23 protein-coding genes and 6 pseudogenes are annotated in these 26,609 nt (G+C 45.8%); 11 read left to right on the top strand and 18 right to left on the bottom strand.

What is annotated here, in order from left to right; translation table 11 throughout:
- Nucleotides 1–52: 52 nt before the first annotated feature.
- The 3 genes and pseudogenes from DXE31_RS07570 to DXE31_RS07560 form a co-directional block, all read left to right on the top strand.
- Nucleotides 53–805: pseudogene (locus tag DXE31_RS07570) on the top strand (arginyltransferase); the annotation flags it as partial.
- The gene (locus DXE31_RS07565) at nt 802–1,839 is read left to right on the top strand and encodes a quinone-dependent dihydroorotate dehydrogenase (RefSeq protein WP_114698364.1); all 1,038 of its coding nucleotides are present in this window, start codon (nt 802–804) and stop codon (nt 1,837–1,839) included. The pseudogene DXE31_RS07570 and the gene DXE31_RS07565, both read left to right, overlap by 4 nt.
- Nucleotides 1,840–1,974: 135 nt before the next feature.
- Nucleotides 1,975–2,471: pseudogene (locus DXE31_RS07560) on the top strand (IclR family transcriptional regulator); the annotation flags it as partial.
- A 108-nt stretch (nt 2,472–2,579) separates the two neighbouring features.
- Here DXE31_RS07560 and DXE31_RS07555 read toward each other — a convergent pair.
- Complete coding sequence (locus DXE31_RS07555; protein WP_114698363.1) at nt 2,580–3,596, bottom strand: serine hydrolase; 1,017 nt, start codon at nt 3,594–3,596, stop codon at nt 2,580–2,582.
- A gap of 232 nt (nt 3,597–3,828) precedes the next feature.
- Complete coding sequence (locus tag DXE31_RS11585; protein ID WP_231969469.1) at nt 3,829–4,167, bottom strand: hypothetical protein; 339 nt, start codon at nt 4,165–4,167, stop codon at nt 3,829–3,831.
- Nucleotides 4,168–4,526: 359 nt separating this feature from the next.
- Between DXE31_RS11585 and DXE31_RS07545 the strand changes: the two genes are divergently transcribed.
- Nucleotides 4,527–4,856, top strand: a complete 330-nt coding sequence (locus DXE31_RS07545; protein WP_197712200.1) for a phasin family protein — start codon at nt 4,527–4,529, stop codon at nt 4,854–4,856.
- 153 nt (nt 4,857–5,009) lie between these two features.
- Here the strand turns inward: DXE31_RS07545 and lpdA are convergent, their stop codons facing one another.
- From lpdA to aceE, 3 genes are read right to left on the bottom strand one after another with little or no spacing between them, the layout of a single operon-like run.
- Nucleotides 5,010–6,797, bottom strand: coding sequence for a dihydrolipoyl dehydrogenase (gene lpdA / locus DXE31_RS07540; protein WP_114698362.1), 1,788 nt, complete (start codon nt 6,795–6,797; stop codon nt 5,010–5,012).
- Between the two features lie 8 nt (nt 6,798–6,805).
- Nucleotides 6,806–8,095, bottom strand: a complete 1,290-nt coding sequence (gene aceF / locus DXE31_RS07535) for a dihydrolipoyllysine-residue acetyltransferase (protein WP_114698361.1) — start codon at nt 8,093–8,095, stop codon at nt 6,806–6,808.
- Nucleotides 8,096–8,110: 15 nt separating this feature from the next.
- On the bottom strand, nt 8,111–10,807 hold the full coding sequence (gene aceE / locus DXE31_RS07530; RefSeq protein ID WP_114698360.1) for a pyruvate dehydrogenase (acetyl-transferring), homodimeric type: 2,697 nt from the start codon (nt 10,805–10,807) through the stop codon (nt 8,111–8,113).
- A gap of 752 nt (nt 10,808–11,559) precedes the next feature.
- Between aceE and DXE31_RS10565 the strand changes: the two genes are divergently transcribed.
- The 7 genes and pseudogenes from DXE31_RS10565 (at nt 11,560) to DXE31_RS07510 (ending at nt 16,708) form a co-directional block, all read left to right on the top strand.
- The gene (locus DXE31_RS10565; protein ID WP_197712199.1) at nt 11,560–12,045 is read left to right on the top strand and encodes a hypothetical protein; all 486 of its coding nucleotides are present in this window, start codon (nt 11,560–11,562) and stop codon (nt 12,043–12,045) included.
- Nucleotides 12,042–12,134: a hypothetical protein gene (locus DXE31_RS10560; protein ID WP_197712198.1), complete on the top strand. Its 93-nt coding sequence runs from the start codon at nt 12,042–12,044 to the stop codon at nt 12,132–12,134. Before DXE31_RS10565 ends, DXE31_RS10560 begins: the two co-directional genes overlap by 4 nt.
- A gap of 272 nt (nt 12,135–12,406) precedes the next feature.
- A complete protein-coding gene (locus DXE31_RS10550) occupies nt 12,407–12,646 on the top strand; it encodes a hypothetical protein (protein WP_197712196.1) in 240 nt (79 codons plus the stop codon).
- A gap of 344 nt (nt 12,647–12,990) precedes the next feature.
- Nucleotides 12,991–13,356, top strand: a complete 366-nt coding sequence (locus DXE31_RS10545; protein ID WP_197712195.1) for a sensor histidine kinase — start codon at nt 12,991–12,993, stop codon at nt 13,354–13,356.
- Between the two features lie 54 nt (nt 13,357–13,410).
- Entirely contained in the window at nt 13,411–14,058 is a 648-nt protein-coding gene (locus DXE31_RS07520) for a response regulator transcription factor (RefSeq protein ID WP_114698359.1), read from the top strand.
- 15 nt (nt 14,059–14,073) lie between these two features.
- Entirely contained in the window at nt 14,074–14,928 is an 855-nt protein-coding gene (gene folD / locus DXE31_RS07515) for a bifunctional methylenetetrahydrofolate dehydrogenase/methenyltetrahydrofolate cyclohydrolase FolD (RefSeq protein ID WP_114698358.1), read from the top strand.
- 122 nt (nt 14,929–15,050) lie between these two features.
- Nucleotides 15,051–16,708 (top strand): annotated as a pseudogene (locus DXE31_RS07510) (M3 family metallopeptidase).
- Here the strand turns inward: DXE31_RS07510 and DXE31_RS07505 are convergent.
- The 13 genes and pseudogenes from DXE31_RS07505 to DXE31_RS12985 form a co-directional block, all read right to left on the bottom strand.
- Nucleotides 16,700–16,957 carry a hypothetical protein gene (locus DXE31_RS07505; RefSeq protein WP_114698357.1) on the bottom strand — a complete coding sequence of 86 codons (258 nt, stop codon included), beginning with the start codon at nt 16,955–16,957 and terminating at the stop codon, nt 16,700–16,702. The pseudogene DXE31_RS07510 and the gene DXE31_RS07505 overlap by 9 nt on opposite strands.
- Nucleotides 16,958–17,107: 150 nt before the next feature.
- Nucleotides 17,108–17,959 carry an exodeoxyribonuclease III gene (xth, locus tag DXE31_RS07500; RefSeq protein WP_114698356.1) on the bottom strand — a complete coding sequence of 284 codons (852 nt, stop codon included), beginning with the start codon at nt 17,957–17,959 and terminating at the stop codon, nt 17,108–17,110.
- A complete protein-coding gene (locus DXE31_RS10540; RefSeq protein WP_197712194.1) occupies nt 17,952–18,098 on the bottom strand; it encodes a hypothetical protein in 147 nt (48 codons plus the stop codon). Before DXE31_RS10540 ends, xth begins: the two co-directional genes overlap by 8 nt.
- Before the next feature lie 243 nt (nt 18,099–18,341).
- Nucleotides 18,342–18,590, bottom strand: coding sequence for a sigma 54-interacting transcriptional regulator (locus tag DXE31_RS11580; RefSeq protein ID WP_231969468.1), 249 nt, complete (start codon nt 18,588–18,590; stop codon nt 18,342–18,344).
- Nucleotides 18,591–18,719 carry a sigma 54-interacting transcriptional regulator gene (locus tag DXE31_RS11575; RefSeq protein ID WP_269460633.1) on the bottom strand — a complete coding sequence of 43 codons (129 nt, stop codon included), beginning with the start codon at nt 18,717–18,719 and terminating at the stop codon, nt 18,591–18,593.
- Nucleotides 18,706–18,900: pseudogene (locus DXE31_RS11570) on the bottom strand (ATP-binding protein); the annotation flags it as partial. The pseudogene DXE31_RS11570 and the gene DXE31_RS11575, both read right to left, overlap by 14 nt.
- Before the next feature lie 11 nt (nt 18,901–18,911).
- Complete coding sequence (gene glnA / locus DXE31_RS07485) at nt 18,912–20,327, bottom strand: type I glutamate--ammonia ligase (protein ID WP_114698355.1); 1,416 nt, start codon at nt 20,325–20,327, stop codon at nt 18,912–18,914.
- A gap of 204 nt (nt 20,328–20,531) precedes the next feature.
- Nucleotides 20,532–21,398 (bottom strand): competence/damage-inducible protein A, encoded by an 867-nt coding sequence (locus DXE31_RS07480; RefSeq protein ID WP_269460601.1) that lies wholly within the window; start codon nt 21,396–21,398, stop codon nt 20,532–20,534.
- Nucleotides 21,391–22,260, bottom strand: coding sequence for an EI24 domain-containing protein (locus tag DXE31_RS07475; protein ID WP_114698354.1), 870 nt, complete (start codon nt 22,258–22,260; stop codon nt 21,391–21,393). Before DXE31_RS07475 ends, DXE31_RS07480 begins: the two co-directional genes overlap by 8 nt.
- A gap of 48 nt (nt 22,261–22,308) precedes the next feature.
- Nucleotides 22,309–22,611: a polysaccharide deacetylase family protein gene (locus tag DXE31_RS07470; protein ID WP_197712193.1), complete on the bottom strand. Its 303-nt coding sequence runs from the start codon at nt 22,609–22,611 to the stop codon at nt 22,309–22,311.
- A 125-nt stretch (nt 22,612–22,736) separates the two neighbouring features.
- Nucleotides 22,737–22,922: a YncE family protein gene (locus DXE31_RS07465; protein ID WP_114698353.1), complete on the bottom strand. Its 186-nt coding sequence runs from the start codon at nt 22,920–22,922 to the stop codon at nt 22,737–22,739.
- Between the two features lie 273 nt (nt 22,923–23,195).
- Nucleotides 23,196–24,470: pseudogene (locus tag DXE31_RS12175) on the bottom strand (DUF3418 domain-containing protein).
- Between the two features lie 70 nt (nt 24,471–24,540).
- Nucleotides 24,541–26,579: pseudogene (locus DXE31_RS12985) on the bottom strand (DUF3418 domain-containing protein); the annotation flags it as partial.
- Nucleotides 26,580–26,609: the final 30 nt, after the last annotated feature.

Genomic DNA, 26,609 nt, shown 5'->3' with positions numbered 1-26,609 from the left:
CATGCCAGCGAAGTAAATATCATTTGGTAAGTCAATGTGAGCATTGAACTAGCTTAAAGAACTTCCTTTCACAACCCTACAATTTTATGCAACGGCTTCTTACGCCTGCAGCTATCTGCCCAACAGAATGGCTCGGTCACAAGTGGCCACACCATCTCATCTGATTCATGCCGATGTTTACGGCGACTTATTGAATGCAGGCTTCAGACGCAGCGGTTTATATATCTACCGTCCTTACTGTGATGAATGCAAACCCTGTATTGCAACGCGCATTTTAGTAAATCAATTTACCCCAACCCGCAGTCAACATCGTGCTCAAAAAAACATGCTGGGCTTGAAGTAACCGTTCTCAATCTTGGCTACCAGGAGGTAACACTATCAACTATATCAACGCTATCAAACAGAACGACATGCAGGTGGCGATATGGATAGCGATGATCAAGATCAGTACATGCAGTTTTTATTGCAGAATCGTGTGAACTCCCGCATGGTGGAGTTTCGGGATGGTCCTCATGATATTCATCCAGGGAGATTACGCATGGTAAGCATGATCGACATCCTGGAACAAGGCATCTCCTCTGTTTACACCTTTTACGACACCTCTCACCCCAACGCCAGCTATGGTAGCTTCAGCATTATTCTTTAACAAATCGAACAATCACGTCTCCTTGGCTTATCCTATCTTTACCTTGGTTATTTATCAAGGATGAGTGACAAGATGTCTTACAAAGACAAATACCAGCCGATGGAAGGTCTGATTGATGATCATTGGCAGCACTGTCTGAGTCATAATATGCACTCATGATCGATCGTTATTCACTGTTACGCCCCTGGCTTTTTTGCCTAGACCCTGAAAAGGCGCATAACCTTACCTTAAGCAATCTTGATCGCGCGCAGCGCTGGGGATTATTGGATCACCTTGTTACTAAGTCTATTCACGATCCTCAAATACTCTGTGGCATTGAGTTTCCCAACCCAGTTGGTCTAGCCGCTGGTTTAGATAAAGATGGTAAACACATTGATGCACTTGCTGCATTGGGATTTGGGTTTTTAGAAATCGGCACGGTCACTCCTAAACCACAGCCTGGCAATCCCAAGCCACGCATGTTCCGCTTAACCGAGGCTCAGGCCATCATTAATCGCATGGGATTTAATAACGAAGGTGTTGAAGCTTGCGTAGCAAGAGTACGACGCTCACAATTTTGGCAAAGCGGTGGCGTTTTAGGCATGAATATTGGTAAGAATGCTAGCACCCCTATTGAAGAGGGTTCACGCGATTACATTTTGGCAATGGAAGCCGTTTATGAAATTGCTAGCTACATTACCGTCAACATCTCATCACCCAATACTCAAAATCTTCGCGCCCTACAGGGCGAAGAAATGCTTCGCGAATTACTGAGCAGCTTAGATGAAGCAAGAAAGCGATTATCAGATCAATATGGCGTCAGGAAACCCCTCTTCCTCAAGATTGCGCCTGACTTAGATCCTCATGACATTAATCTGATTGCCGATCTTTTATTGGAATTTGGTATGGATGCAGTAATTGCTACCAATACCACCATCTCTCGAGAAGCGGTACAAGGAATGGAATTTAGCTCTGAAGCGGGTGGTTTATCGGGTGCGCCCATGCGCGCTGCTTCAAATATAGTGATAAAAGCTTTAAACGCTCGCTTGGGTAATCGCTTACCGATCATCGGCGTGGGAGGGATCCTCTCTGGATCTGATGCAAGACAAAAAATAATGGCAGGTGCCAGCTTAGTCCAGCTCTATAGTGGCCTGATCTACCGCGGTCCTGACCTAGTAAACAAATGCGCTAAGGCACTAAGACAGCCTGAATAAGGCCCTGATTGAGCAGTCCAGCTTAATAAAATCAGATTGCATAATATGCAATTTCACTTGACTTCAAGTAAAACTGTCAAAACCTCGAAAGCTACCGGTGCAGATGGCAAAACTGCCATCTAGGTAGTAGAGCGCATGATGAACTTGCTTGATGCTCTCGCAGAACTAGAAGAATCTAGCAGGCTTAAGAGTCTCGCTGAATTAACTGGCCTGCACCCCTCCACCGCCCATCGGATTCTGAATGCTATGGTGGCATGCCGACTTGTAGAGCGTGGCGATGGCGCGGGGCGGCACCTATCGTCTTGGCTTAAAACTTCTGGAACTCGGTAATCTAGTCAAGGCACGGCTGTCTGTGCGTCAGGGCGATGAAATCATTTATGTTGATCGCGCATATAGTGAACGCTCAGGCATGCAAGTTGTTCGTGCTATCGGTGGGCGCGCACCCTTAGACCTCACCTCAGTTGGCAAACTCTTTTTGGCTAGCGATGATCCACAAGCCAAGTGCGTGCTTATGTAACTCGCACCGGTTTATCTGGTCACACCCGCAACAGCATTACCGTCTCAGGGAAACTAGAGACTGAACTTAATCAAGTGCACGCGATGATGAAGAGCTTAAACTAGGGGTCAGCTGTTTTTAGCTGCGTGCTTTACAAGAAACTGCCTTACAAATCTCTAAGGGCATGGGCTATAAGGCCATGTCTGCCGAACCAGGCTCGACAGCATAGTTTTTTAGTTCTGTATCACATCAGTCGACGAATCGATTGCGCACCAGGTGGCATGCGTTCATACCAATCACGAACTCGTACGGCATCAGCAAAACGGGATTGCGTTCCAACAGCATCCAGGAAGACCAATAAAAGCGGCGTGTTATTGACCCTTGCTTGCATCACTAAACATTTTCCAGCAGCATTAATAAAGCCCGTTTTTTGCAAACCAATATTCATATCACCAGAGCGCACCAAGTGATTTGTGTTCAAAAACTTTTGCGGACGTTTAGCAATGACCATAGTTAAAGCTGGCCATGTTGAAAACTCGCGAATCATTTTGTATTGATAAGCCGCGCCTAACATGCGCGTCAGATCTTCAGCGGTAGCAACGTTCTCACTCATGAGTCCAGTTGGGTCAGCAAAATGAGAGTGGTCCATTCCTAGTTCTCTTGCCTTGCGGTTCATGGCAGCCACAAATGATGGAACCCCGCCCGGGAAATTTCTTCCCAAGGTATAAGCAGCGCGGTTCTCAGAGGACATCAATGCCAACAGCAAGGCCTCCTCGCGAGTTAATACGGTACCACCTGCCAAACGAGAGCTGCGATCACTCTGCACATCTTCAGAATCAATCACTAAGGTCTCATCTAAAGGTTGCTCTCCATCTAAAACAACCATTGCTGTCATTAACTTTGTTATGGAGGCAATTGGCAAACTTACCGAGGGATTCTTTTCAAAATACACTTCTTTAGTATCTTGATTAACCACCATTGCAACACTAGACTTTAGATTGAGGTGATCGTGTTGACCACGCAATCCCAATGCGGTTGCAAGAGATGGTCTCGCTGGAACAACAGGCTGGGCAGAACGAATCACTGTTACACGGACAGTTTTAGACTTCTTGGCAGTTTTAGACGTTGTCTTTGAGTTTATTTTAGCAGTAGATTTGGTTTGCTGCTTTTCTTTATTGGCGGCAATGGCAGGCGTATTGATGAAGACGCCAAACGCAAAAAAAACTGCCAAAGTAAAAAGCCAAATTCGATTCAAACGCATCCCAAAATACCTTCCAAAACTTTCAACATACGGAATGATAATTAATTTCTGAGGTCATAACGGTTTTATTTGCCCCAAACTAGATTATTTACTTCCCTGAATTCATCAGTCTTTGCTAGACTACTCTGCGATAATTGCCACAGTATTGTTTTGACGAGGATTAACCAGCACCACCAATAGATAGGCCATGAAAGCTGTTGTTGGTGGAGTCAAATACAAGAGACTAGAAACTTTAGTCGCAGCACCTTAAAAGTAATGCGGTGAAAGCCAAAATATAGCTAGCAATAGGAATGTGTGCAAAGCTAATCTTCTCCAAGGCCACCAAGGCCACTCCAGCAAAATCAAATCCTAAACCAACCCACTGGCGCTGCGTTACTTTTTCTGAGATCCAGGCTGCAAACCATGCTGTAACAATACGCTGTAAGTCTACAATGATGACCACCAAACCTGCAGTCATTTCCAAGCTGATGGCGAACCAAACACCTAACAAATACCCAAACTGAAGCAAAATGCCGGCAATCGCAATGTGCTTGATTTGCGACCAACTGGGTCCAAGTGCTCTTCCAAGCAAGACTCAGTGCTGCCATCGCCGCCAGAACCCCGGCAAAGCGCCAAAATAAAAAGGTTGCAGGTTCAATATATAATAGCATCGCTAAACGAGTGATCACAAAGCCCGTGCTCCAAATTAGTACAAATATTGGGGCGATGGCATTGTCTAGAGAAAACTGCATGGGTAACTTGCTGAAATAATTGATTTTTTTGGCTTAATCTATCGCTTTAGGCGCTTTTCCAAATGCTCAATTAATACTTGAGCACCCCTCTGCATATGTTGCAACGCAACATAAATGTCCTATAACGATGCAAAGAGAGTACTTTAGTTTGTAGCCTAAAATCCAGAATAAAGAAACTAGTAAATCGGAAGGAATAGACATGAACCTAACTCCAGAACAAATTGCAGCCGCACAAAAAGCAAATTTAGAGCCTTTGAGCGGATTAACCAATCAAGCATTGCAAAGTATTGAAAAATTCGTTGAACTCAATATGCATTTTGCAAAACAAAGCTTGAGCGATAGCATGAACAGCGCTAAAAAAGCCCTAGAGGCAAAAGATATTCAGCAACTACTCGCACATCAAGCTGAAGCAGTTCTTCAGCCAATGGCAGAAAAAATTATGGCTTATAGTCGCCATTTATATGAGTTGGCTCACGAGACACAAAACAACTTTACTCAGTCTGCCAAACAAGAATTTCAAGCAGGCTAAAACATTGCTTCTGCCAACAATGTTTTTGAAACCTGTCAGAAGACAGTTAAGCATGCAGTAGATGTTGCGCAAACGAATCTTCATAGCGCTCAGATACTGTTCTCGTGGCTTTTTCTGTACTCTTTGTTGCGATGAATCTAAGCCTACCCTCGCTTAAGACTTTTTCTTCACCGGTGGCAAATCAGTGCAATGACCATGAGCCGCCTCAGCTGCGAGACCAACTGATTCGCCTAGGGTTGGATGCGGATGAATTGTCTTTCCAATATCCACAGCATCTGCACCCATTTCAATAGCCAAACATACCTCGCCAATTAAATCTCCGGCGTGTGTCCCAACAATGCCACCACCAATCATGCGATGGGTAGTTGCATCAAATATGAGCTTTGTGACACCCTCATCGCGCCTATTAGCAATCGCACGTCCACTTGCTGCCCATGGAAACAAGCCTTTCTCATACGCAATACCTTGTGCTTTACACTGCTCCTCTGTCAGACCTGCCCATGCTACTTCTGGATCCGTGTAAGCGACTGATGGAATTTGTTTTGCATCAAAATAGGCTTTTTCACCAGCGGCAGCTTCTGCGGCCACATGACCTTCATGCACCGCCTTATGAGCCAGCATCGGCTGACCCACTAAGTCACCAATCGCAAAAATATTGGGAACGTTGGTTCGCATTTGTTTATCAACCGGAATAAAGCCACGCTCGTCAACTTGAACCCCTGCTTTACCTGCATTGATTTTCTTACCGTTCGGTGTTCTTCCAACCGCTACCAATACCAAGTCATATGTCTGAGGTTCTGCTGGCGCATTTTCACCTTCAAAACTCACCTGAATTCCGTCAGGCTTTACCTCAGATTTTGCGGCACGAGTCTGAAGCACGATTTTTTCAAAACGTCCGGCATTGAATTTCTCCCAGACTTTCTCTAAATCGCGGTCAGCACCAGCCATTAAGCCATCCATCATTTCGACAATATCAATGCGAGAGCCGAGTGTGCTGTAAACGGTAGCCATCTCCAAGCCAATAATGCCTCCACCAATCACCAGCATCCGTTTTGGAATGCTCTTAAGTAACAGTGCGCCTGTGCTATCAACAATACGGGGGTCCGCTGGCAAGAAAGGCAATTTCACTGGCTGACTACCAGCAGCAATAATCGCCTTTTGAAAACGTACCACTTCTTTTTTACCAGTGAGATCTTGACCACTGCCGTCCGTTAAGTCAACCGCAACATGGTTTGCGTCCAAGAACTTGCCCAGACCGCGAACGACTTTTACTTTACGGGCCTTTGCCATACCAGCAAGACCACCCGTCAACTTAGCGATGACAGATTCTGTATAGCCACGCAATTGATCAATCTCGATCTTCGGTGCGCCAAAAGTAATGCCGTGCTTAGCCATAGTCTTGACTTCATCCATGACAGCAGTTGTATGTAGTAATGCTTTAGAAGGAATGCAGCCGACGTTCAAGCAAACTCCGCCCAAAGTTGGATAGCGCTCTACTAGAACGGTATTCATGCCTAAGTCAGCACTGCGGAATGCAGCACTATAGCCACCAGGACCAGCGCCAAGCACTAAGACTTCGCACTCATGATCCACCTTACCGTTGTACTGCCCTGCTACTGGAGCTGCTGCAACTGCGACAACTGCTGGAGTCGAGGTCGGCACTGAAGCTGCAGCTGGAGCAGGCGTAGCAACTGATGATGCACCACTCGCCTCAATTTCAGCAATCACAGAATCTTTGCTGACCTTATCGCCCAACTTCACTGCAATGCTGGTTACCGTGCCTGCAGCATCCGCTGGCACTTTCATGGTTGCCTTGTCGGACTCGAGAACCAATAAGGGCTGCTCTTTGTCAATGACATCCCCTACTTTCACAAGCACTTCAATTACTGGAACATCTGAGTAGTCACCGATATCCGGAACGAGGATCGTTTGCTTAGCCATAGATCCCCTTATAGACTAGCGCGACGGAAGTCAGCTAAGAGCTCAGCAATATATACATGAAAGCGAGTTGCTAAAGCACCATCGATGACACGATGATCAGCAGACAATGACAATGGGCAAATCAGACGTGGCACAAATTGCTTACCATCCCATACAGGTTTCATTGCGGCTTTGCTTACGCCTAAGATCGCCACATCAGGAGCATTGACGATTGGTGAGAAGTAAGTCCCACCAATACCCCCTAGAGAAGAAATCGTAAAGCTTGCACCCTGCATCTGATCTAGCTTTAATTTGCCATTACGAGCAAGTGCTGCCAGCTCTGAAGTTTCTTTTGCTAACTCAAAAATGCCTTTCTTATCAGCGTCTTTAATGACTGGTACAACCAAACCTGTTGGAGCATCAGCAGCAAAGCCAATATTGAAGTATTTTTTGAGGATCAAATCGTCGCCATCCAATGAGCTATTGAACTCTGGATATTTTTTCAGCGCAGCCACTGCGGCCTTCATTAAGAAGGCCAGAATTGTGATCTTGATGCCCTTCTTTTCATTCTCTTTATTAGTCAGAACACGGAAAGCCTCTAAATCGGTAATATCGGCATCCTCGTGATAGGTCACTGCTGGAATCATGACCCAGTTACGGCCTAAATTAGCTGCGGTTAGTTTCTTGATTCGATTCAGAGGCTGACGCTCAATTTCGCCAAACCTTGTGAAATCCACCTTAGGCCAAGGAATGAGATTCAAGCCGCCCAAACTACCACCACTAGAAGCGGCAGCAGGGCTACCTGCACCACCACTCATGGCAGCCTTCACAAATGCTTGAACATCCTCTTGGGTAATGCGGCCCTTAGGCCCCGATCCTTTGACTTGAGAAATTGTGACGCCTAGCTCACGCGCAAATTTACGCACTGATGGGCTCGCATGACTGCCTGCAGAACCTACAGGCGGAGGTGTATTGCTAATCGGAGGCGGTGCTGGTGCACGCGGAATCGACGGCTCAACTGTTTTTGCCGTAGGCGCTGCTGCTGGGGTAGCAGGAACGGGAGTAGCAGCACTTGATGCGCCACCTTCCAAAATTATAACAACAGACCCTTCAGAGAGATTGTCACCGACCTTGACTTTGACTTCTTTCACGACACCAGAGTGCGACGAAGGAACGTCCATCGTAGCCTTGTCTGATTCCAAAACGACGATGGATTGTTCTTTTTCAATCCGATCTCCAGCCTTGGCTAAGACTTCAATCACGGGTACGTCTTTATAGTCACCGATATCCGGGACTTTGATTTCAATTGTTTGACTCATAGTATTTGTCTCTCATCAAACCGTCATAGGATTTGGTTTAGTAGCATCGATGTCGTACTTTTTGATGGCTTCTGCTAATTTAGAGCGATCCAACTGGCCAGAATCGACTAAGGATCTCAAAGCAGTGAGGACTACCCAACGACGATCTACTTCAAAAAAGTCGCGAAGTTTTTCACGGGTATCGGAACGACCAAAGCCATCGGTACCGAGCACTTCATAGCGACGACCCATATGTTGAATCGCTGGACGAATTTGCTCGGCAAACAAACGGACATAGTCAGTTGCAGCAATGACTGGACCGGCCGTGTCTTTCAGACACTTCTCAACATGAGATAAAGCTGGCGCTGCCGTTGGATTCAAGAGATTATTGCGATGTACCGCATTCCAATTGCGACCAAGTTCAGTAAAGCTTGGGCAACCCCATAAGTCTGAAGCGATACCCCAGTCTGTGTGCAGAATCTCAGCAGCCTCAATGACTTCTCGGAAGATCGTACCAGATCCTAAGAGCTGAACACGCAATTTAGCTTTGTCATCGCCAACGGATTTGAGTTTATACATTCCTTTAATGATGTCTTTTTCAGCACCCTTCGGCATTACTGGGTGAGCATAGTTTTCATTCATTAAGGTGACGTAGTAATACACGTCCTCCTGAACTTCCAGCATACGACGCATACCGTCTTGAATGACAACTGCTAATTCAAATGAGAATGTCGGATCAAAACTAATGCAATTTGGTACTGCACCGCTCCATAAATGGCTGTGACCATCTTCATGCTGTAAGCCCTCACCATTCAGAGTAGTTCTACCAGCGGTTCCGCCTAACAAGAAACCACGGCTCCGCATATCACCCGCAGCCCAAGCGAGATCTCCAATACGCTGGAAACCAAACATGGAATAGAAGATATAAAAAGGTAGCATCGGCACACCATGGGTAGAGTATGAAGTGGCGGCGGCGATCCAATCACACATACCGCCTGCTTCATTAATACCCTCTTGCAGAATTTGCCCAGTCTTATCCTCTTTATAGAACATCAATTGATCATGATCTTCAGGTGTGTACAGCTGACCCAATTGATTCCAGATACCCAATTGACGGAACATGCCCTCCATGCCAAACGTACGGGACTCGTCTGGAATAATCGGCACTACACATTTACCGATTACCTTGTCGCGCACTACAGTGTTGAGCATGCGCACGAAAGCCATCGTCGTTGAGATCTCGCGCCCTTCGGTAGTTGCTTCGAGTAATGGCGCAAATGCATCTAAGGCGGGAACAGGCAAGCTTTCAGCTTTGGTACGACGCTGAGGCAAATAACCACCCAGCTCTTGGCGACGCGCTTTCATATACTCCAATTCTGGACTACCCTCGGCAAACTTCACCAATGGCATTTCATCCAACCGCTCATCTTTGACTGGAATCTCAAAGCGATCACGGAAGCGACGTACGTCATCGGCATTCATCTTCTTAGCCTGATGCGCAATATTCATCGCCTCACCTGAACCCCCCATACCGTAACCTTTAATGGTGTGAGCCAAAATAACGGTCGGCTGCTCTTTGTGATTGACTGCAGCGTGAAAAGCTGCAAAGACTTTATGTGGATCATGGCCACCACGATTAAGCTGCCAAATCTCATCATCACTCCAGTCACTTACTAACGCCTTTAACTCTGGGGTGTTAAAAACCGTCTCACGAACGTAAGCACCATTTTTAGACTTCATTGTTTGATATTGACCATCAACGATGTCGCCAAGGCGTTGCATCAAGATGCCTTTTTTATCGCGAGCAAATAAGGCATCCCATTGACCGCCCCACACCACCTTAATGACATTCCAGCCAGCGCCACGGAACTCGCTCTCGAGCTCTTGAATAATTTTGCCGTTACCGCGCACTGGGCCATCTAAGCGCTGCAAGTTACAGTTGATTACAAAAATCAGGTTATCGAGCTTTTCACGACCGGCCATACCAATTGTTCCCAAAGATTCTGGCTCATCAGTTTCACCATCACCTAAGAATGCCCAGACTTTACGACCTTGCTCTTGTATAAAACCACGATCTCCGAGGTATTTCATAAAGCGGGCTTGATAAATTGCCATGATGGGACCTAAACCCATTGAGACTGTTGGGAACTGCCAGAAATCAGGCATCAACCAAGGATGAGGATAGCTAGAGATGCCCTTACCGCCGACTTCTTGACGGAAATTATTCAGTTGATCTTCTTCGAGGCGTCCGAGCATATACGCGCGGGCATAAACACCTGGAGCTGAGTGACCCTGTACGAAGATCAAATCTCCACCGTGCTCTGGAGATGGAGCATGCCAAAAATGATTAAAGCCAACATCATATAAGGTTGCAGCAGATTGGAAAGAGGAAATATGGCCACCAACATTGGTGTCTTTATTGGCACGTAACACCATCGTCATAGCATTCCAACGAGTGTAAGAACGAATACGATGCTCTACGTTTTGGTCGCCCGGTAAGCGCGCTTGATTCTCAACCGGAATCGTATTGATGTATGGAGTTTCTGCATGGAAAGGCTGAACGACCCCGTTTACCCGCGCATGAGAAATTTGTTGATCGATCAGATAGGCAGCTCTTTCTGGCCCTTCAGTACGAATGACGCCATCGAGCGCCTGTAACCATTCTTGCGTTTCGCCAGGATCAGCGTCCCGGGCACTCTGTTTACCTAATACTTGTTCTGGAACGGCTGCCATCTTTTGTCTCCATTAAATAGTGCTGAATTTGTCATTAACTCTATAGTTCTATGCCAAAACTCTCAAGACAATATTCTAGGAAGATATATGGGTGTAAACAAGCAATTTTCCGCATAATGATAGTATTTCTCATAATATGGTATTTTATTGCAGCGCAAATAAGAGAGTGATTTACTAGTCAAAAACCAAATTAAAATGCCTCAAATAGGACAAAATGTTCGTTATTTATGAAATTTACGGCCTTTTCCAGCTTAGTCCTGAGCCCCTTTAGATGGGCTCCGCAAAATACGCGGATTTAAGCTTGTCTACACCCCATCTCTCGCAATCGTGCTCTTTACAGTCGTCATGGGCATTATTTTGGGTACACTGCATTTACAAAAGAAGAATCAATAAGAGGCAGCTCTATTTAGAGAGCTTTCGTTTTCTAAGCAACGCATTCAATCACGCTTTGCAAATAATCTTGAGGCATTAGCCACCATCAATCGTGAAGTTGCTTCTAGCCAAGAGGTGAAGCTGACGCAAATCACGCGTAAACAAGCAGAAGAATTAGTGGTTAACAATCATGAGATCGTTCGAATCGAATGGTTTGATTGGGTGAGTAAAACACAAAATGACTAAGTCATTCATGCCAACCTCTTGTCAATGATTGAGCTGAGTCGTGTTACTAGTCGCTCGGCATTTAGCCAATTCATTTCCCTCAATCTTCCGAACGATGCTGCTATCTCCGCAGAAAAAAAATTGTTTTCTGGCAAGTGGTTCCTAATATTGTAAGCGGGGAAATCGTCGGTTATATCGCTGCACTCTATACAACCCAAGACATATTAGATGTAATACCAGGGGAACTCAAATCGTATTACCGCTTCACTCTTATTACAGACAATGAAAAACTATTGGCAATCTCTTCTGATAGAAATACACCTAAAAGAGCCTTTAGCAATCAAACCAGCTTAGATATTGGTGTATTAAGCCCAAATATTACTTTGCGTATTAACAACTACCCTCCGCCCACCAATCTTACTTTCAGAATGTTGATTGGCGTGGTGCTGGGACTGTGCATATTCGTGATATGGAGTTTGTGGTCAGTTTTAAAGCAAATGCAAGTCCGCCAGGAGGCAGAAGCTAGTCTACGCACTGAAACGAGTTGTCGGAATGCGATGGAGAACTCAACCCCCGTGGGTATCCATGCCCACGACATGGACAAGCGCATTCCTATGTCAATCGCGCTTTTTGCGAGATGACAGGATGGACGCCTGAGGAATTGATAGGTCTCACTCCACCCTTCCCTTGCTGGACCGACAACAGAAGGGATGCGCTAATAAAAAAATGAACCGAACACTGAAATCCGATATCTCTGGAAGCATGAAAATTGGCATTGAAGGTGTGATTCTTCGGCGTGACGGCAAACTCATTCAGACTCGAACTTTTATCGCCCCACTCATCAATGAAAAGAGTAAGCAAACTGGTTAGGTTGCCTCTTTAATTGATATTTCTGAGCCAAAAAAGATTCGCGAGGAGTTAGCCGCCTCTCAAGAATGTTTCACCACTGTTTTAGAGGGTCTGGATGCGGCGGTTGCTGCAGTCTCGCTTGAAACTGATGAGTTGCTTTTTGCAAATCGGTTTTACAGAGAAAATTTTGGCAATGATTCCAAGGGGCACTTTCAGTTAACCCATCAAGAAGATGAAATTGCTACCTTGCATAATATTGCACAAGACCTTCAAGATTACATCCGCGATGGAATACCTACATCTTTCCTTTATCAAGAGTCAGAGTCTGAGAATATTCAATTAACTGATGGCAGCAATAGATGGTTTGAAGTTCGGCGCCGTTTCATACCTTGAGTTGATGGACACCTTGCGCAACCGTTAATTGCGACGGATATTACTGCCCGCAAGGGCGCAGATGATTTGGCACTTCAGCAACAAGAGCGCATGCAATTTTTACAAGCCGCCTTACAACGATGAGTGAGATGGCCTCCTCCTTGGCGCATGAACTCAATCAACCTCTGTCTGCCATCTCCAATTACTGCATGGGGGTTGCCAAGCGTTTAGAGGGCATTTAGAGGGAACCATAGATCCTGGCTCTGCTATTACTAAAGAAAGCCTACCGGCACTTGAAAAAGCTTCTGAGCAAGCCCATCGCGCAGGCACCATCATTCAGCGTATCCGTGGGTTTGTAAAACGTAGTGAACCTCAGCGTAAAGCATTCCTGCATTGCTGAATGCATTAACGATGCCGTTGGTTTAGTGGAAATTGAAGCCCATCGTCATCGACTAACTATTACTTCGGATGTTGCTGAAAATCTACCAGTGCTTCATCTCGACCCCGTGTTAATTTTGCAAGCTGTTGTGAATTTCCTCAAAAATTCCCTTGATAGCGTTCGCGATGCCTACCCTCTCTCTTCACGCTGGTCAGCTCCACCAGTCAATATTAAGGCGGATTTAGACACTAGTATTTTTCCCGCTATGCTTAGAATCCAGGTCACTGACGCTAGAGGCGGAATCCCTGGCTGGCTGCACCTTTACAATACTGATTCCTTTGGAATCCCCTGATCCCAAGGCTGATATTTAATGTTGAATTTTTAGGTTTACCTCGCGAGAACTAATATGAACTTAAGCGCCACTACAAAACCAAACCAAGCTGAAGTTGTCTATGTCGTTGATGATGACGAAGCGGTAAGAGACTCACTCACTTGGCTATTAGAGAGCAATGGTTATGTTGTGCGTTGTCATGCTAGCGCTGAGCGTTTCTTGCAGTCTTTACAACATACAGACAAGTCAACAATCTCGTGTGCCATTTTGGATGTGCGTATGCCAGGAATGTCAGGATTAGAATTACAAGAACGCCTCACAAGTGAAAATTTACCCATGCCAGTTGCCTTCATAACCGGTCATGGTGACGTATCAATGGCTGTATCCACGATGAAACGTGGCGCTGTTGATTTCATTGAAAAGCCTTTCAAAGACAACGATCTCTGTGGCTTGGTGGATCGTATGCTTGCAAAAGCACGCGTCGATTCTTCACAAGCGAGCCAACGCAAAATTACGCAGAGCTTACTAAGTAAACTCACTGGCCGCGAACGTCAAATTCTTGAGCGCATTGTTGCTGGTCGCTTGAATAAACAAATTGCAGATGATCTCGGCATTTCTATTAAGACTGTTGAAGCCCACCGTGCCAACATTATGGAAAAGCTCAACGTCAATACTGTTGCAAACCTGCTCCGCTTGGCTTTATCCGAACCTCAGACTAATTAATATCAAGGGTTCAGGATGCCGGCTCAACTACTCGACGGGAACGCTCTTTCTAAAAAACTGCGTACTGAAATTGCTGCACGCGGTGCGATTGTTACCGCCAAGGGGATAAGACCTGGTTTAGCTGTAATCGTAGTTGGCGATAATCCTGCTAGCCAAGTGTATGTTCGTAACAAAGTTAAGGCCTGTGAGGATGTGGGATTCCACTCTGTCCTTGAACGGTATTCCGCTGAGCTAGGTGAAGAAGAATTGTTAGCGCGAATTGCCACCTTAAACGCAGATCCTGCAATTCATGGCATCTTAGTGCAGCTACCACTACCAGAACACATTGCCGCTGAACGCGTACTGGAAGCGATGACTCCTGAAAAGGATGTTGATGGTTTTCACGTCGCCAATGCTGGCGCACTGATGGTTGGTCAGCCAGAATTCAAGCCATGTACACCCCATGGTTGCATGAAAATTTTAGAAAGCATTGATTACCCTATTCGTGGCGCTCGCGCTGTGATTGTTGGGGCATCCAATATTGTTGGTAAGCCCATGGCCATGCTTTTGTTACAAGCTGGCGCGACTGTGACTATTTGCAATAGCAAAACTCGTGACTTGGCCCACCATACTAAAGACGCTGACATCTTGGTAGTGGCTACCGGAAAACCCAAAATGATCTCTGGCGATATGGTCAAAAATGGTGCGGTAGTTATCGACGTAGGCATCAATCGCCTGCCAGATGGCAAGCTTTGTGGTGATGTAGACTTTGATGCCGCTAAATACGTGGCAGGATGGATTACTTCTGTCCCTGGTGGTGTAGGCCCCATGACTATTACTATGCTTCTAATGAATACATTAGAAGCCGCTGAAAAAGCCTCCAAGCATTAACTGACTTCCTATTAAAGAATTAAGGAGAGCTTTTGGCAAATTTGCCTCTACTCCATTAAGCTAGGGGGAGGACTACATCTACCCCCCTTCCGCTTCCCGCAGCATTACAAAACAACCCTTTGGTGACTTTTGGGCGTGACATTGCTGCCTACTCTGAAGTTAAGCCTGAGCACATTGCCCCTGCAATTGAATATCTTCTCGATCTCGCACAAAAATCCGTAGATATTGCCGTCAACCCCAATACCCCCTCTACATAGAACGCCCTGGCTGAACCATTAGAGGATGCAACCGAAGCGCTAGATAGCTCTTGCGGTGTGATTTCTCATTTAAATAGCGTTGCCAACACATCAGAGTTACGAACAGCATATGAGAACTGATAATGCTGACTTAATGGGATTACCTGAGGATGCTATTGTTGCGGCGGTAGATACAGCCGAACAGAAGCAGTTAAAAGGCTGGGCCTCTACTCTGCACTTCCCCTCTTATTACCCACTCATGCCGTATTCAGAAAACCGTGCACTGCGTCGCTTAATGTATGAAGCCTATGTCACAAAAGAGCTTCTGAACTTGGGCCCCAGTATTCACAGGGTACATTAGAGTGGAATCACACTCAAAATATACTTGATCAATTAAGTCTGCGCGATGAAAAAGCACGCGTGCTGGGATTTAAAAACTATGCGTCCTTAAGTTTGGCACCAAAGATGGCAAGTAGTGTTGAGGCAGTAGATTCCTTTCTAACCAACGTCGCAGAAAAAGCTAAGCCGTTTACTCTTAAGGATTGGCAAGAACTCCCTGGCTTTGCTAAAACGAATCTGGGTATCACCGATGGTTTAGAGCCATGGGATGTAGCTTTTGCATCAGAAAAATTGAAGCAAGAGCGTTATTCTTTCTCTGAAAATGTCAAGAAAAATATCGTGGCTTATTTTTATTTAGATCCCTATGCTCGCCCTGGTAAGCGCAGCGGTGTGCTTGGATGGATGATGCCCGTGGTCGTAGAGTATTGCCCAATGGAGAGATTCAAGCTCCAGTTGCCTACCTGGTATGCAACTTTGCACCGCCTGTCACAATTGATGGCGTACTTCGTCAACCAACCATCACCCATGATGACGTCATCACTCTTTTCCATGAAAGTGGGCATGGATTGCACCCCCTCTTAACTCAAGTCAGTGCTTTAGCCGTATCAGGGATTAATGGCGTTGAATGGGATGCCGTGGAGTTACCAAGCCAGTTTATTGAAAACTTCTGTTGGGCGTGGGAAGTTCTAGAAAAAATGACTGCCCATGCAGAAACTGGCAAACCACTCTCCAAGGAATTATTTGACAAAATGTTAGCCGCCAAAAATTTCTAAAATGGTTATAGGACTCTGCGTCAAATCGTCATGTCATTAACTGACTGGCGTCTGCATTCAAGTTTTGACGTCAAGACAGCCCATGGCCATGCTGTATTGAAACTATCCCGAGAGATTGCTGATCAATTTAACGTGATTCCGCAACCGGCCCTTTCACGTTGGATCAATACCTTTAGTCATATTTTTACCGGAGGGTATGCGGCGGGTTATTACAGCTACAAGTGGGCATAAGTTCTCTCTGCGGATGTTTACTCTGCTTTCGAAGAGGCTGCAAAACCGACTGGCAGTGTCTTGAATGAAAGAACCGGCACTCGTTATCGCGAAGACATTTTGGAAGTGGGCGGTAGTCGTCCAGCAGCTGAATCCTTCAAAGCCTTTAGAGGTCGAGAACCCAGTATTGACGCATTATTAAGACACGATGGTCTAGCTTAATCCTTTTATCACCTCTCTCAAAACCAGATCATGAAAAACCACCCTTAGGTGGTTACCTGTTGAAATCGTTTTTCGACCAGATATATCAGAAGAAATATAGGCAATCTTCCAGGCCTGCGCACCCGTGATAGATGTTGCTATCGACTCTTGCTTGATTACTTGACCTAATTTACCTGCACGCGCCATCTTGAGGACGGCCGCATAAAAAGCTTGTACTGGAGGATCTGCGTAAATAGCTGGAGAAAGCATGCTCAGGACTAGACCAAATACTCAAGCTGAATTGCGGGCAAATTCTTTCATGTCAAAGAATGGTAGGTAAAGTTCAGGCCCTATATATATTAAACACTATGTCTTAAGAGCTCTAAGCCAGCACTTCTTGACTGTCTAAGCTACATAATTTCACAAAATCTTTTGAATAGTGGCAATCACGGGAGCATGGTCTGATGGTTGCTCCCAGGATCTGGGTTCTTTATCCACAAAACTCGCAGTGCACCGATCTTTAAGCGCTTCGCTTAACAAGATGTGATCGATGCGTAAACCAGCATTTCTTCTAAAGCCCATCATTCGATAGTCCCACCAACTATAGGTTTTGGGTGCTTGCTCAAACATTCTGAACGCATCAGTAAGGCCCAGCTTAATAAGCTCTTGAAATGCTTCACGCTCTAGTGGCGAGACTAAGTTCTGCCCCTCCCAAGCCTTGGGATCATAAACATCTTGATCTGCCGGAGCAATATTAAAGTCGCCCAAAAGCGCTAAGCGTTGATTGTGTTTGAGCTCTTCTGCAAGCCAGTTTTGCATAGCCTTTAGCCATCCGAGCTTGTATTGGAACTTATCGCTATCGGGCGACTGTCCATTCGGAAAGTATGCTGAAACTATCCTGAGTGGCTGAGAACCTGCAAAGCAGACTGTTGCTGCCAAAATACGCTGCTGCTCATCTTCAAAGCGAGGAATATTTCTGACAGGTTTTAGGAAAGCTGTTTCTAAAGTAGAAGCAATTGGTGCCAAGGATGCCTTACGTAGAATAATTGCAACCCCGTTATAGGTCTTTTGCCCCGTCGCCAAACTAATATGCCCAGCATCTTCCAAATCCTTGTGCGGATATTTATCATCCGTGAGTTTGAGCTCTTGCAAACAAAGTGCATCAATCGGCTTTTTAGATGCCTCTTGATCTTGCAACCAACGAAGCACCTGTGGAAGGCGAACTTTTAAAGAATTCACATTCCACGTAGCTATCCTTACACAATCAGTCATCAATTCCTAACTCTTGCAACTTGCGGGTAATCGTATTGCGACCAATACTTATGCGCTGAGCTGCTTGAAGAACTGCTTTTTCAAAACGTGCAGTCAAGAGATCAAATACTTCTTTATCACCATCTTGCAACATTTTCACAACTAAACGCCCTAAGCCACTCTCCCAGTCGCCGGATGCCGCCGCCTTGATTAAAGACGAAGTACCAGAAGAAGATTCGCCATGCAGTATAACCGGTTATGCACTTGCCTGTGCAACGATATCAGCAGGACAATCACTCACTCCAATTACATTGGCAGGCGTCATCACAGTGAATCAATGGCACAAGTTTTCCAATTGACGTACGTTGCCTGAAAAAAGCATTGCGCTGATTTCTTTTAGAACCTAATCAGACTGCTTCTTCGGCTCAACGCCCAAAGATTTAGCGCAACTCAACATAAAGTATCTGGCAAGCATTGGAATATCTTCACTGCGTTCACGCAAGGAAGGCATGCGCAAACGAATCACATTGATGCGATGTAATAAGTCTTCGCGGAAGAGAGCCGCAGCAACCCTTGCATCGAGATTATGATGCGTTGACGCAATAATCCGCACATTGGCTTTAATCGGATCTTGACCACCAATACGATCCAATCAATCTTTTGGGACAGCAGAGGTACTCAAAGATACGAAAGGCCCCTTAGCGCAATGGCTATGTTTGTGTAAGGCATGAGCAATCATTTCTTTACCGGTACCTCCTTCACCGGTGGCCGGGTCCGTTATCTATTACATGCAAATCCATCGCCAGCTCATAGCGATGTTTTGCAATCGCAACTGAGCGCGCTGCCCGAATCTTTAATTCAATTTGCGTAACCCCGCTACGAATCTCTTCTGAGAGCGCCTGGGCGACGTTATGAACAATATTCAGAACTGCCTGAATGAATTGTTCACGACCCCCAAAAAATATCAGGCAGGCTACAGGGAGTAGTACATATCAAATTCGATAGGATGGGTTGTCATACGGAAACGTGTGACATCTTCCATCTTCAAATTGATATATGCATCAATCATCGATTCAGTGCATACTCCACCGCGAGTCAAGAATTCATGATCTTTCTTCAATGCATGCAAAGCCTCTTCCAAGCTCGCACAAACTGTTGGAATCTTTGCATCTTCCTCGGGTGGCAAGTCATACAAATTCTTGTCAGCAGCTTCGCCTGGATGAATCTTATTTTGCACCCCATCTAAACCAGCCATCAACAAGGCAGAGAATGCCAAGTATGGGTTGGCCAATGAATCTGGGAAGCGAGTCTCGATACGACGGCCTTTTGGATTCGCAACGTGTGGAATACGGATTGAAGCAGAACGATTACGTGCAGAGTAAGCCAACTTCACTGGAGCTTCAAAGCCTGGAATCAAACGCTTGTAAGAGTTTGTACCCGGATTAGTAATCGCATTCAATGCTTTAGCGTGCTTGATGATGCCGCCAATATAGAACAATGCGAATTCTGACAAGCCTGCGTAACCATTGCCAGCAAACAAGTTCTCACCGTTCTTCCAAACAGATTGGTGAACGTGCATACCAGAACCGTTATCGCCAACTACTGGCTTAGGCATAAATGTTGCAGTTTTACCGTAAGCATGAGCTACATTTTGAATGACATACTTCTGCCAAATAGTCCAGTCAGCGCGCTGCACCAATGTGCTGAACTTGGTACCCAATTCATTCTGACCTTGGCCAGCAACTTCGTGGTGGTGCACTTCAACTGGAATACCCAATGATTCAAGAATCAAACACATTTCAGAACGCATGTCTTGAAATGTATCTACTGGCGCAACTGGGAAGTAACCGCCCTTCTTGCCTGGACGATGGCCAGTATTGCCGCCTTCAATTTCCTTATCTGAAGACCATGGAGCCTCTTCGGAGTCAATCTTCACGAAGCAACCCTGCATGTCAGCACCCCAACGAACACCGTCAAAAATAAAGAATTCTGGCTCTGGACCAAAGTAAGCGGTATCACCTAAGCCGGTACTCTTCAAATAGGCTTCGGCACGCTTGGCAATAGAACGTGGATCACGATCGTACCCTTGACCATCAGCTGGTTCGATAACGTCGCAAGTCAATACTAAAGTTGGCTCTTCATAGAATGGATCAATGTAAGCTGTTGTTGGATCCGGTTTGAGCAACATGTCAGAAGCTTCAATACCCTTCCAACCAGCAATAGATGAGCCGTCAAATGCATGACCACTCTCAAATTTTTCTTCGTCAAAAGCAGAGATTGGAACTGTCGTGTGCTGTTCTTTACCCTTTGTATCTACAAAGCGGAAATCAACGAAAGTACATTCTTGCTCTTTAACTAACTTCATCACATCAGCGACGGTCTTCGTCATGTAAATCTCCTCTATGAACTAAATTCGGAATCAAAACTCAAGGCATACACCCTTGTTTATTCCAGGCATCAAACATGCCTAATGGATGTATGTAATTTACTGAAGCAAACAAATGGGAACCCTGATTATTGCACTATATAAGTGTTGAATTACCCCATATATTGCCTGCAATCCCAGTAATTGCAGCTTTTCGTGCAATTTATCTTAGCTGATATCGTGGATTTCGTATCCAAGCTCTTGGGTGCCCACCCTCAAAGCAAGCCAAGCGCTCTCGAGGAGATTGGCGTTGCCTTTGATGCCCAGCTCAATATGGCGCTGGGCATACACACCACCCTTGGCAGAATCCCCAAGCGAGGGGAGACTAAATACCTTCACCCCAGGGAAATTGACCTCTATGCGCTCCATAAGGGAAGTAAGTGTCGATTCAATACCTGTGGGAATAATAAAATTCTGTTCTGCCCAATTCTCTTGATGAAAGAGATCTTTGTAATGCGTATCTAAACACCACGCCATCATCGGGGCAGCCATCACAGGAAAGCCTGGAACAAAGTGATGCTCTCGAATCCGAAATCCCGGTATTTGGTTGTAAGAGTTCGGAATGATTTCACTACCGATCGGAAACTCACCCATCTTGAAGCGATGCTGATTTTCTGGTGTATGCAGATCTGCCTTAATGGGATCACCCTCTGCCATCGATTGAATACGTCCTGCTATTAGCTCCTGAGCTATTGGATATAATTCGGTTTTAGTACCTAGCGCTAGTGCAGCACATTGCCGCGTGTGATCATCAGGAGTAGCGCCAATTCCGCCTGTGCTGAACACAACATCCCCAGTAGCAAAACTTGCTTTCAGAGTTGCCGTGATTTGCTCGGGATCGTCAGCAACATACTTAGCCCATGCAAGACTGAGGCCGCGTTCACTCAGCAATTCAATCAACTTGCTCATGTGCTTATCTTGGCGACGCCCTGACAATATTTCATCGCCAATCACAATCAAACCAAAGCGACGCTGAGCCCTATTTGATGCCTTGCTTGGATCGTCTACTTCAACTTTTTTTATTGCATTAACCATGGTTAGGAAGTTCCATATCAACAACACGCGACTGCACGGTAAGGGCTTTATCTAGCTCTTCATCTCTTAACTGCTTGAGGGCATCTAATAGAAAATAGCTAAACCAGAGAGCAGCGAAGACAAAAATGAGAGAGTAAATCCACAGAGTAACAAAGCTCACAATTGGAAATAACACCAAGGCCAATGCAGACGTGGCCCAAAAAAAAGTAGGTACAGCACCCAACATCCCGGCTACAATACCCATACAGAGTAAAGGCCGGCGATATTTTTGGATCAAAATATCGCGCTCTTCTGCGCTGGCATGTTTCACCAAAACATCATATGACATCAAGCGCATCGTTAACCAACCCCAAAGCAATGGAGGCAAGACAGCTACAAGTGGTGGCACCCACCAAACTGGTAAGGTCAGCATCACTAAAGTGAGGCAGATAAGAGCAGACCATACGGTGTAAACCAGACCACCAAAGAATCCACCGCCTTGCTTACATTCCAAATCGTGATAAGGCGATTGACGGGTAGCGATTTTCACTATTGCGGGTACAGTTGAAAAAGCAATGAATACTAATAAGCTAATCGTAATCAAGGGAATAATGAGCATAACAAAAAATAGTGTGGCTATCCATGCTCTAGCATTTTCGAAACCCGCCCAAATCAATCCTTCTTGTATCCATCTGGTAAAGATCGAGGTGTTTAAACCAATCCTTAAGGCTTCGAGTGCTGGAGTCCAAGCGAGCCATATCAAAACGCTCCACAAAACGGACACAATGAGAAATGACCTCAAGCTAAGCCATAGCATGCGGGGGTGCATGGTTACGATCAATGCCATTCCAAAGGATTTAAATACCTGCTGCAAGCCGACCATACAACTCCTATTAACCCAAGATCTCCAGCTTACTTAGGCATGAGTCCTCTAAAGGCATGTACCAAACCTTGCCATTGCTGTGTGAGGATCTTTTGTGAAACGGTGACGTAGGATAGACCATCTTTTGAGAAGATGGCAGTTCCAAACAACATATCCTAAAAAGCCAGCAGGATCCCAGCCAATATGTTGATAACCGCACATGTCACCCATACGAATCAAGAGAGGAGCAGCTTTACCGCCAGGGGCGCGGCGCCAAATCTTTTGAATAGGATGATCAGTAAGCGCTTGAAAACGCTGGTCCACCTTGCGTATCTCTTTGCACATGGCTGCTTCGTTGTACAAAATTGTCATTCCGGCTTTAGGTCCAAATTGCGGTTTTTCAAACACCTGACCTTTGGGGCCCTATTTCACGAAATAGGTATGATCAAAGGTGAGATAAACCTTCTTACCGCATTCAGCAGCTTGCACTAGTGCACTCAATGAAAAACAGCCGAGCAAGAACACGCATGCAATACGGAGAACACTGTCACCAACTTCATGGTTGGGATATCGATCCCCCCTACTTTTTTAGAAAAGCGAAGGGTCACCCAAAGCGTTTTGCCATCAGGAGTAATTTCCATATCGTCTGGACCTGCCGGGAGTCCAGTGATGTCTAAATGCAATTTTGCTATCTGCTGTGAAGGCAATATGACTTGGCGTCTTTACTAACTGAGGCCTCACCTGCATTCAGAGTCACAGCCAACTTGGGCTGATTACTTGCCATAGATGTTGTGGAAGAAACAGTAGAGCTTGGAGTCTGCGCAAAAGTGCTTTGGTTAACTAGCAATAAGCCTATGGAAACAGAGAAAGCAATTGTGCGAAAAACGCCATTCTTAATAAATGTGTGCATCCTTATATTGTAAGCAATCGAAGCAGTCAAAAAGCCCTCCGCGTCCCTATGAATTTAGCTTCGAATTGACTTGGCGCAAGCTTGCTAGAACCTTTTCAAAGTGCTTTAAGGACATCGGGGTTGGAGTTTTCAGCTCCTGGGCAAATAAAGCCACCCGCAACTCTGCCAACTGCCAACGAAAATCCGTCAGAGCTTGATCTTCAGAAAGCGTATCGGCAGATGAACCCCTACTGCCCTGAAGGGGTTTTTGCCAAGGACGTGGCACCGTCTCCCAGACCTTGTGACATTGCGCATCACGACTGGTATTAGAGCGTAATTTATCAAATTGCAGAGCAATCGCGTTCAAGTAGCGCGGCAAATGAACTATTTGCGCATAAGGTATGTCAGCAATAAATTTTGCATATATCAACCCCTGCATTTGGGATTGCTTATCAGCATAAGCACTTGGTGAAACCGCTTTTGCACTGGCTACTTTTTTCTGTAGATCTGCGTAGGATTGTAGCGCATTTAAGGCATGTCGAGAAATCTCTTGAGCAATATAATCAGCGCTAATCGAGGTTTGCCAGCCTGCCAGCGCTCTGCAAACTGCTTCGGGCTGACTGAGAGAGTGGCGCGATTATAAATGCCCTCTCTAGAGCCAAGTTGAGAATTTGCTCAATGAGGCTCTCCACTAACCCGATATTAATACATATAACAAACCGAGCTCGCGAATACCAGGTAACTGCTTTTGCAAGGCTTTAAGAGTATCTTTATTGCCTAAAGCAAATAAGCGCCTTAACCCGAGAGCCTGCTGCTTACGCGCTTCTTCTAAATCATCAAAAACTTCGAGATCGCAGAAATCGCCACGATCAACCAGAGCAGGATAACTGCCCTGCTCAATATTGCGAGTTGTGACGCCTTTATTTGTACTGGGGGGTACTGGCCTTTTCTTTATCAAATAGCTCAATACAAAGCTCTACCTGTGCAGTCTCTCTTGGGCAAGCGCCTGGAAGGCGCTGCGTGCAGTCTGGCCATACTCAGATCCTAAACGAGGCAAGTTCCGTTCGACTGCAAGCTGACGACCATACTCATCAATCAGACGAAAGTTCATCGAAGAATGTAATGGTAATGACTCTGGTCTAAAGTCAGTACGTTTAATTTCAAGACCACGCTCTTTACGAATATCGCTGATAAGACTATCCAAAACATCATCCACACCAAATTGTTTTTCTTCTAGCCTGCGCTCCAAGAAAAACTTTGCATAGTCAGGCAAAGGTACGCAGTGGCAACGCAATTTTTGCGGTAAAGACTTCAGAAGGAGTAAGACTTTTTCCTCGCACATGCCAGCCAGGCACTAACCACTCACATCGGCGGCCATCTACCTGGTTTAACTGCGTCAAAGGTACAACTAGAGTCACTCCGTCTTTAGGGCTACCAGGCTCAAAGTGATCAGTGAGCCTCGGCTGAGCGCCGCCGACTAGCATGGTTTTTGGATAACAATCCACTGTAATCCCAGCTGCCTCGTGGCACATAAGATCAGCCTTTTCTAAGCGAAGTTGGCCATCAAGCTCTTTATCTTTGCTGAGCCAGGCTTTAAGACCTTCGCGACTACAAACTGCCTTTGGAATGCGTGCTTCATAAAAGGCAAAGAGCAATTCATCATCGACCAGTACATCTGGTCTATTCGAACGATGCTCTAGGGCTTCAATTTTTTTGATGAGGCGCCGGTTATGCCAAAAAAATCCAAATGTATTTGGGTATTTTTTCTTTGCGTCAGCCTCGGTCTCACGCTGGAGTGCAGGGGTATCCATGCAACCAAACATTTCCTCTTGAACGAGCGTCTGACGAATAAAAAGCTCTATCGCTTTCTCAGGCTTTTGAGGTTCATAACGCACACGACGACCATGATAGATGAGTAAGCCGTACAAAGTGCCTCGTTCAAAAGCCATTACCTCGCCTTGACGGTTATCCCAAAATGGATCGCTCAGGGATTTAACAAGGCGATGGGCGGGCTACCCTCTCAACCCATTGCGGCTCACAATCTTGGCAATTGTTCTGGCGTACATACGATTGGTTTCTTGTAGCTCTCCTGCCAATATCCAAGCTCCCGCTTTTTTGCCAATAGTAGAACCTGGCTAGATAAATGGGCGAATACCACGAGCACCTACATAACCACCAGTTTTGCTATTTCGATCTTGAGATTTTTCATCTTCATCTTTTTTGGCTACATAACCTAATAAGCCGGTTAATAAAGCTAGGTGGACTTGCTCATATGTTGCAGCGAAGCCATTTTCTTTCCAACCTTTCTCGCCTAGCGCACCTAACTCATCCAACAATTGCATACCATCCGCGATTGCTCTTCCCAGAGGTTTATCTATAAATGGGAAATGCTGAATTTTTGGTGAACGCAATGAGCTCATGCGTAAAAGTACTGTCACTAATGAGCTACGCAATATTTCAGGGTCGGTAAACTGTGCGCGCCCCTGGTAATCTTGCTCGCTATCTAGACGCACGCAAATACCATCTGAAACATGACCACAGCGTTCTGCTCTCTGATTGGCTGCTGTCTGAGAGATAGGTTCTATCTGAAGCTGCTCCACCTTATTACGCTAAGAGTAGCGTTTTACTCGTGTCACACCACTATCGATAACCCAACGAATATTGGGTACTGTTAAAGACGTTTCGGCAACGTTTTTTGTCAGAATAATTCTGCGTCCATTACCAGGACTAAACACCCTTTCCCACTCAACGACAGATTGACGGGCAAACAGACTCAGAACTTCAGGGTGAAAGCGCTGTTGCAAAACATGATCTTTGCGTAATCTCTTGAACCACAGCATCTGAAATCTCTTTAGCAGTCTTTGATTCTTTTGTTGCTATCAGGTTTAATATCTGACTCCAGCGGTGCACAGCGCTGCTCAACCGGAAACAAACGCCCGCTCACCTCTATCACTGGGGCAACCTTGCCATTGATAGCAAAGTGCTCGGCAAATCGCTGCGCATCAATTGTTGCTGAAGTAATGATGCGCGTGTCATAAGCGCGTAACCGTGGTTCACGCTGAGTCTCTGCCAGTAAGATGCCATCGGTCATTAACTTGATAGACACAGTAATGCTCGATTTATCAGCAAAGCGAACTTGGTAGCCCACATCCTATCCAATTGGTGAGCCAAGCTCCAGAGCAATTCTTTTGGCTATGGCAGTCGCTGCAATTCTGCGGGGCTGGGTATGACCAATCAATGTGCCCCCATTGATCGTACCTCGTCCCAAATCTAAACAAATCTTGGGGAGTTGAGTGGTCTTGCCCGACCCCGTCTCGCCACAAACGATGACTACCTGGTGGCTGTGCAAGGCATCCTTGATCAGTTGTCGTTGACCAGAGACTGGCCTTTCCTCCGGAAAGCGAATCTCCAACCTGCGCGGGGTGTTGGAAGCAGATGCAGGCCTGAGGATTGCTTTGGGTTTTTGTTGGTTTATAGGCTC

The organism is Polynucleobacter necessarius, from assembly GCF_900095185.1.
Classification (GTDB): domain Bacteria; phylum Pseudomonadota; class Gammaproteobacteria; order Burkholderiales; family Burkholderiaceae; genus Polynucleobacter.
This window is presented reverse-complemented; position numbering and strand designations above follow the sequence as displayed.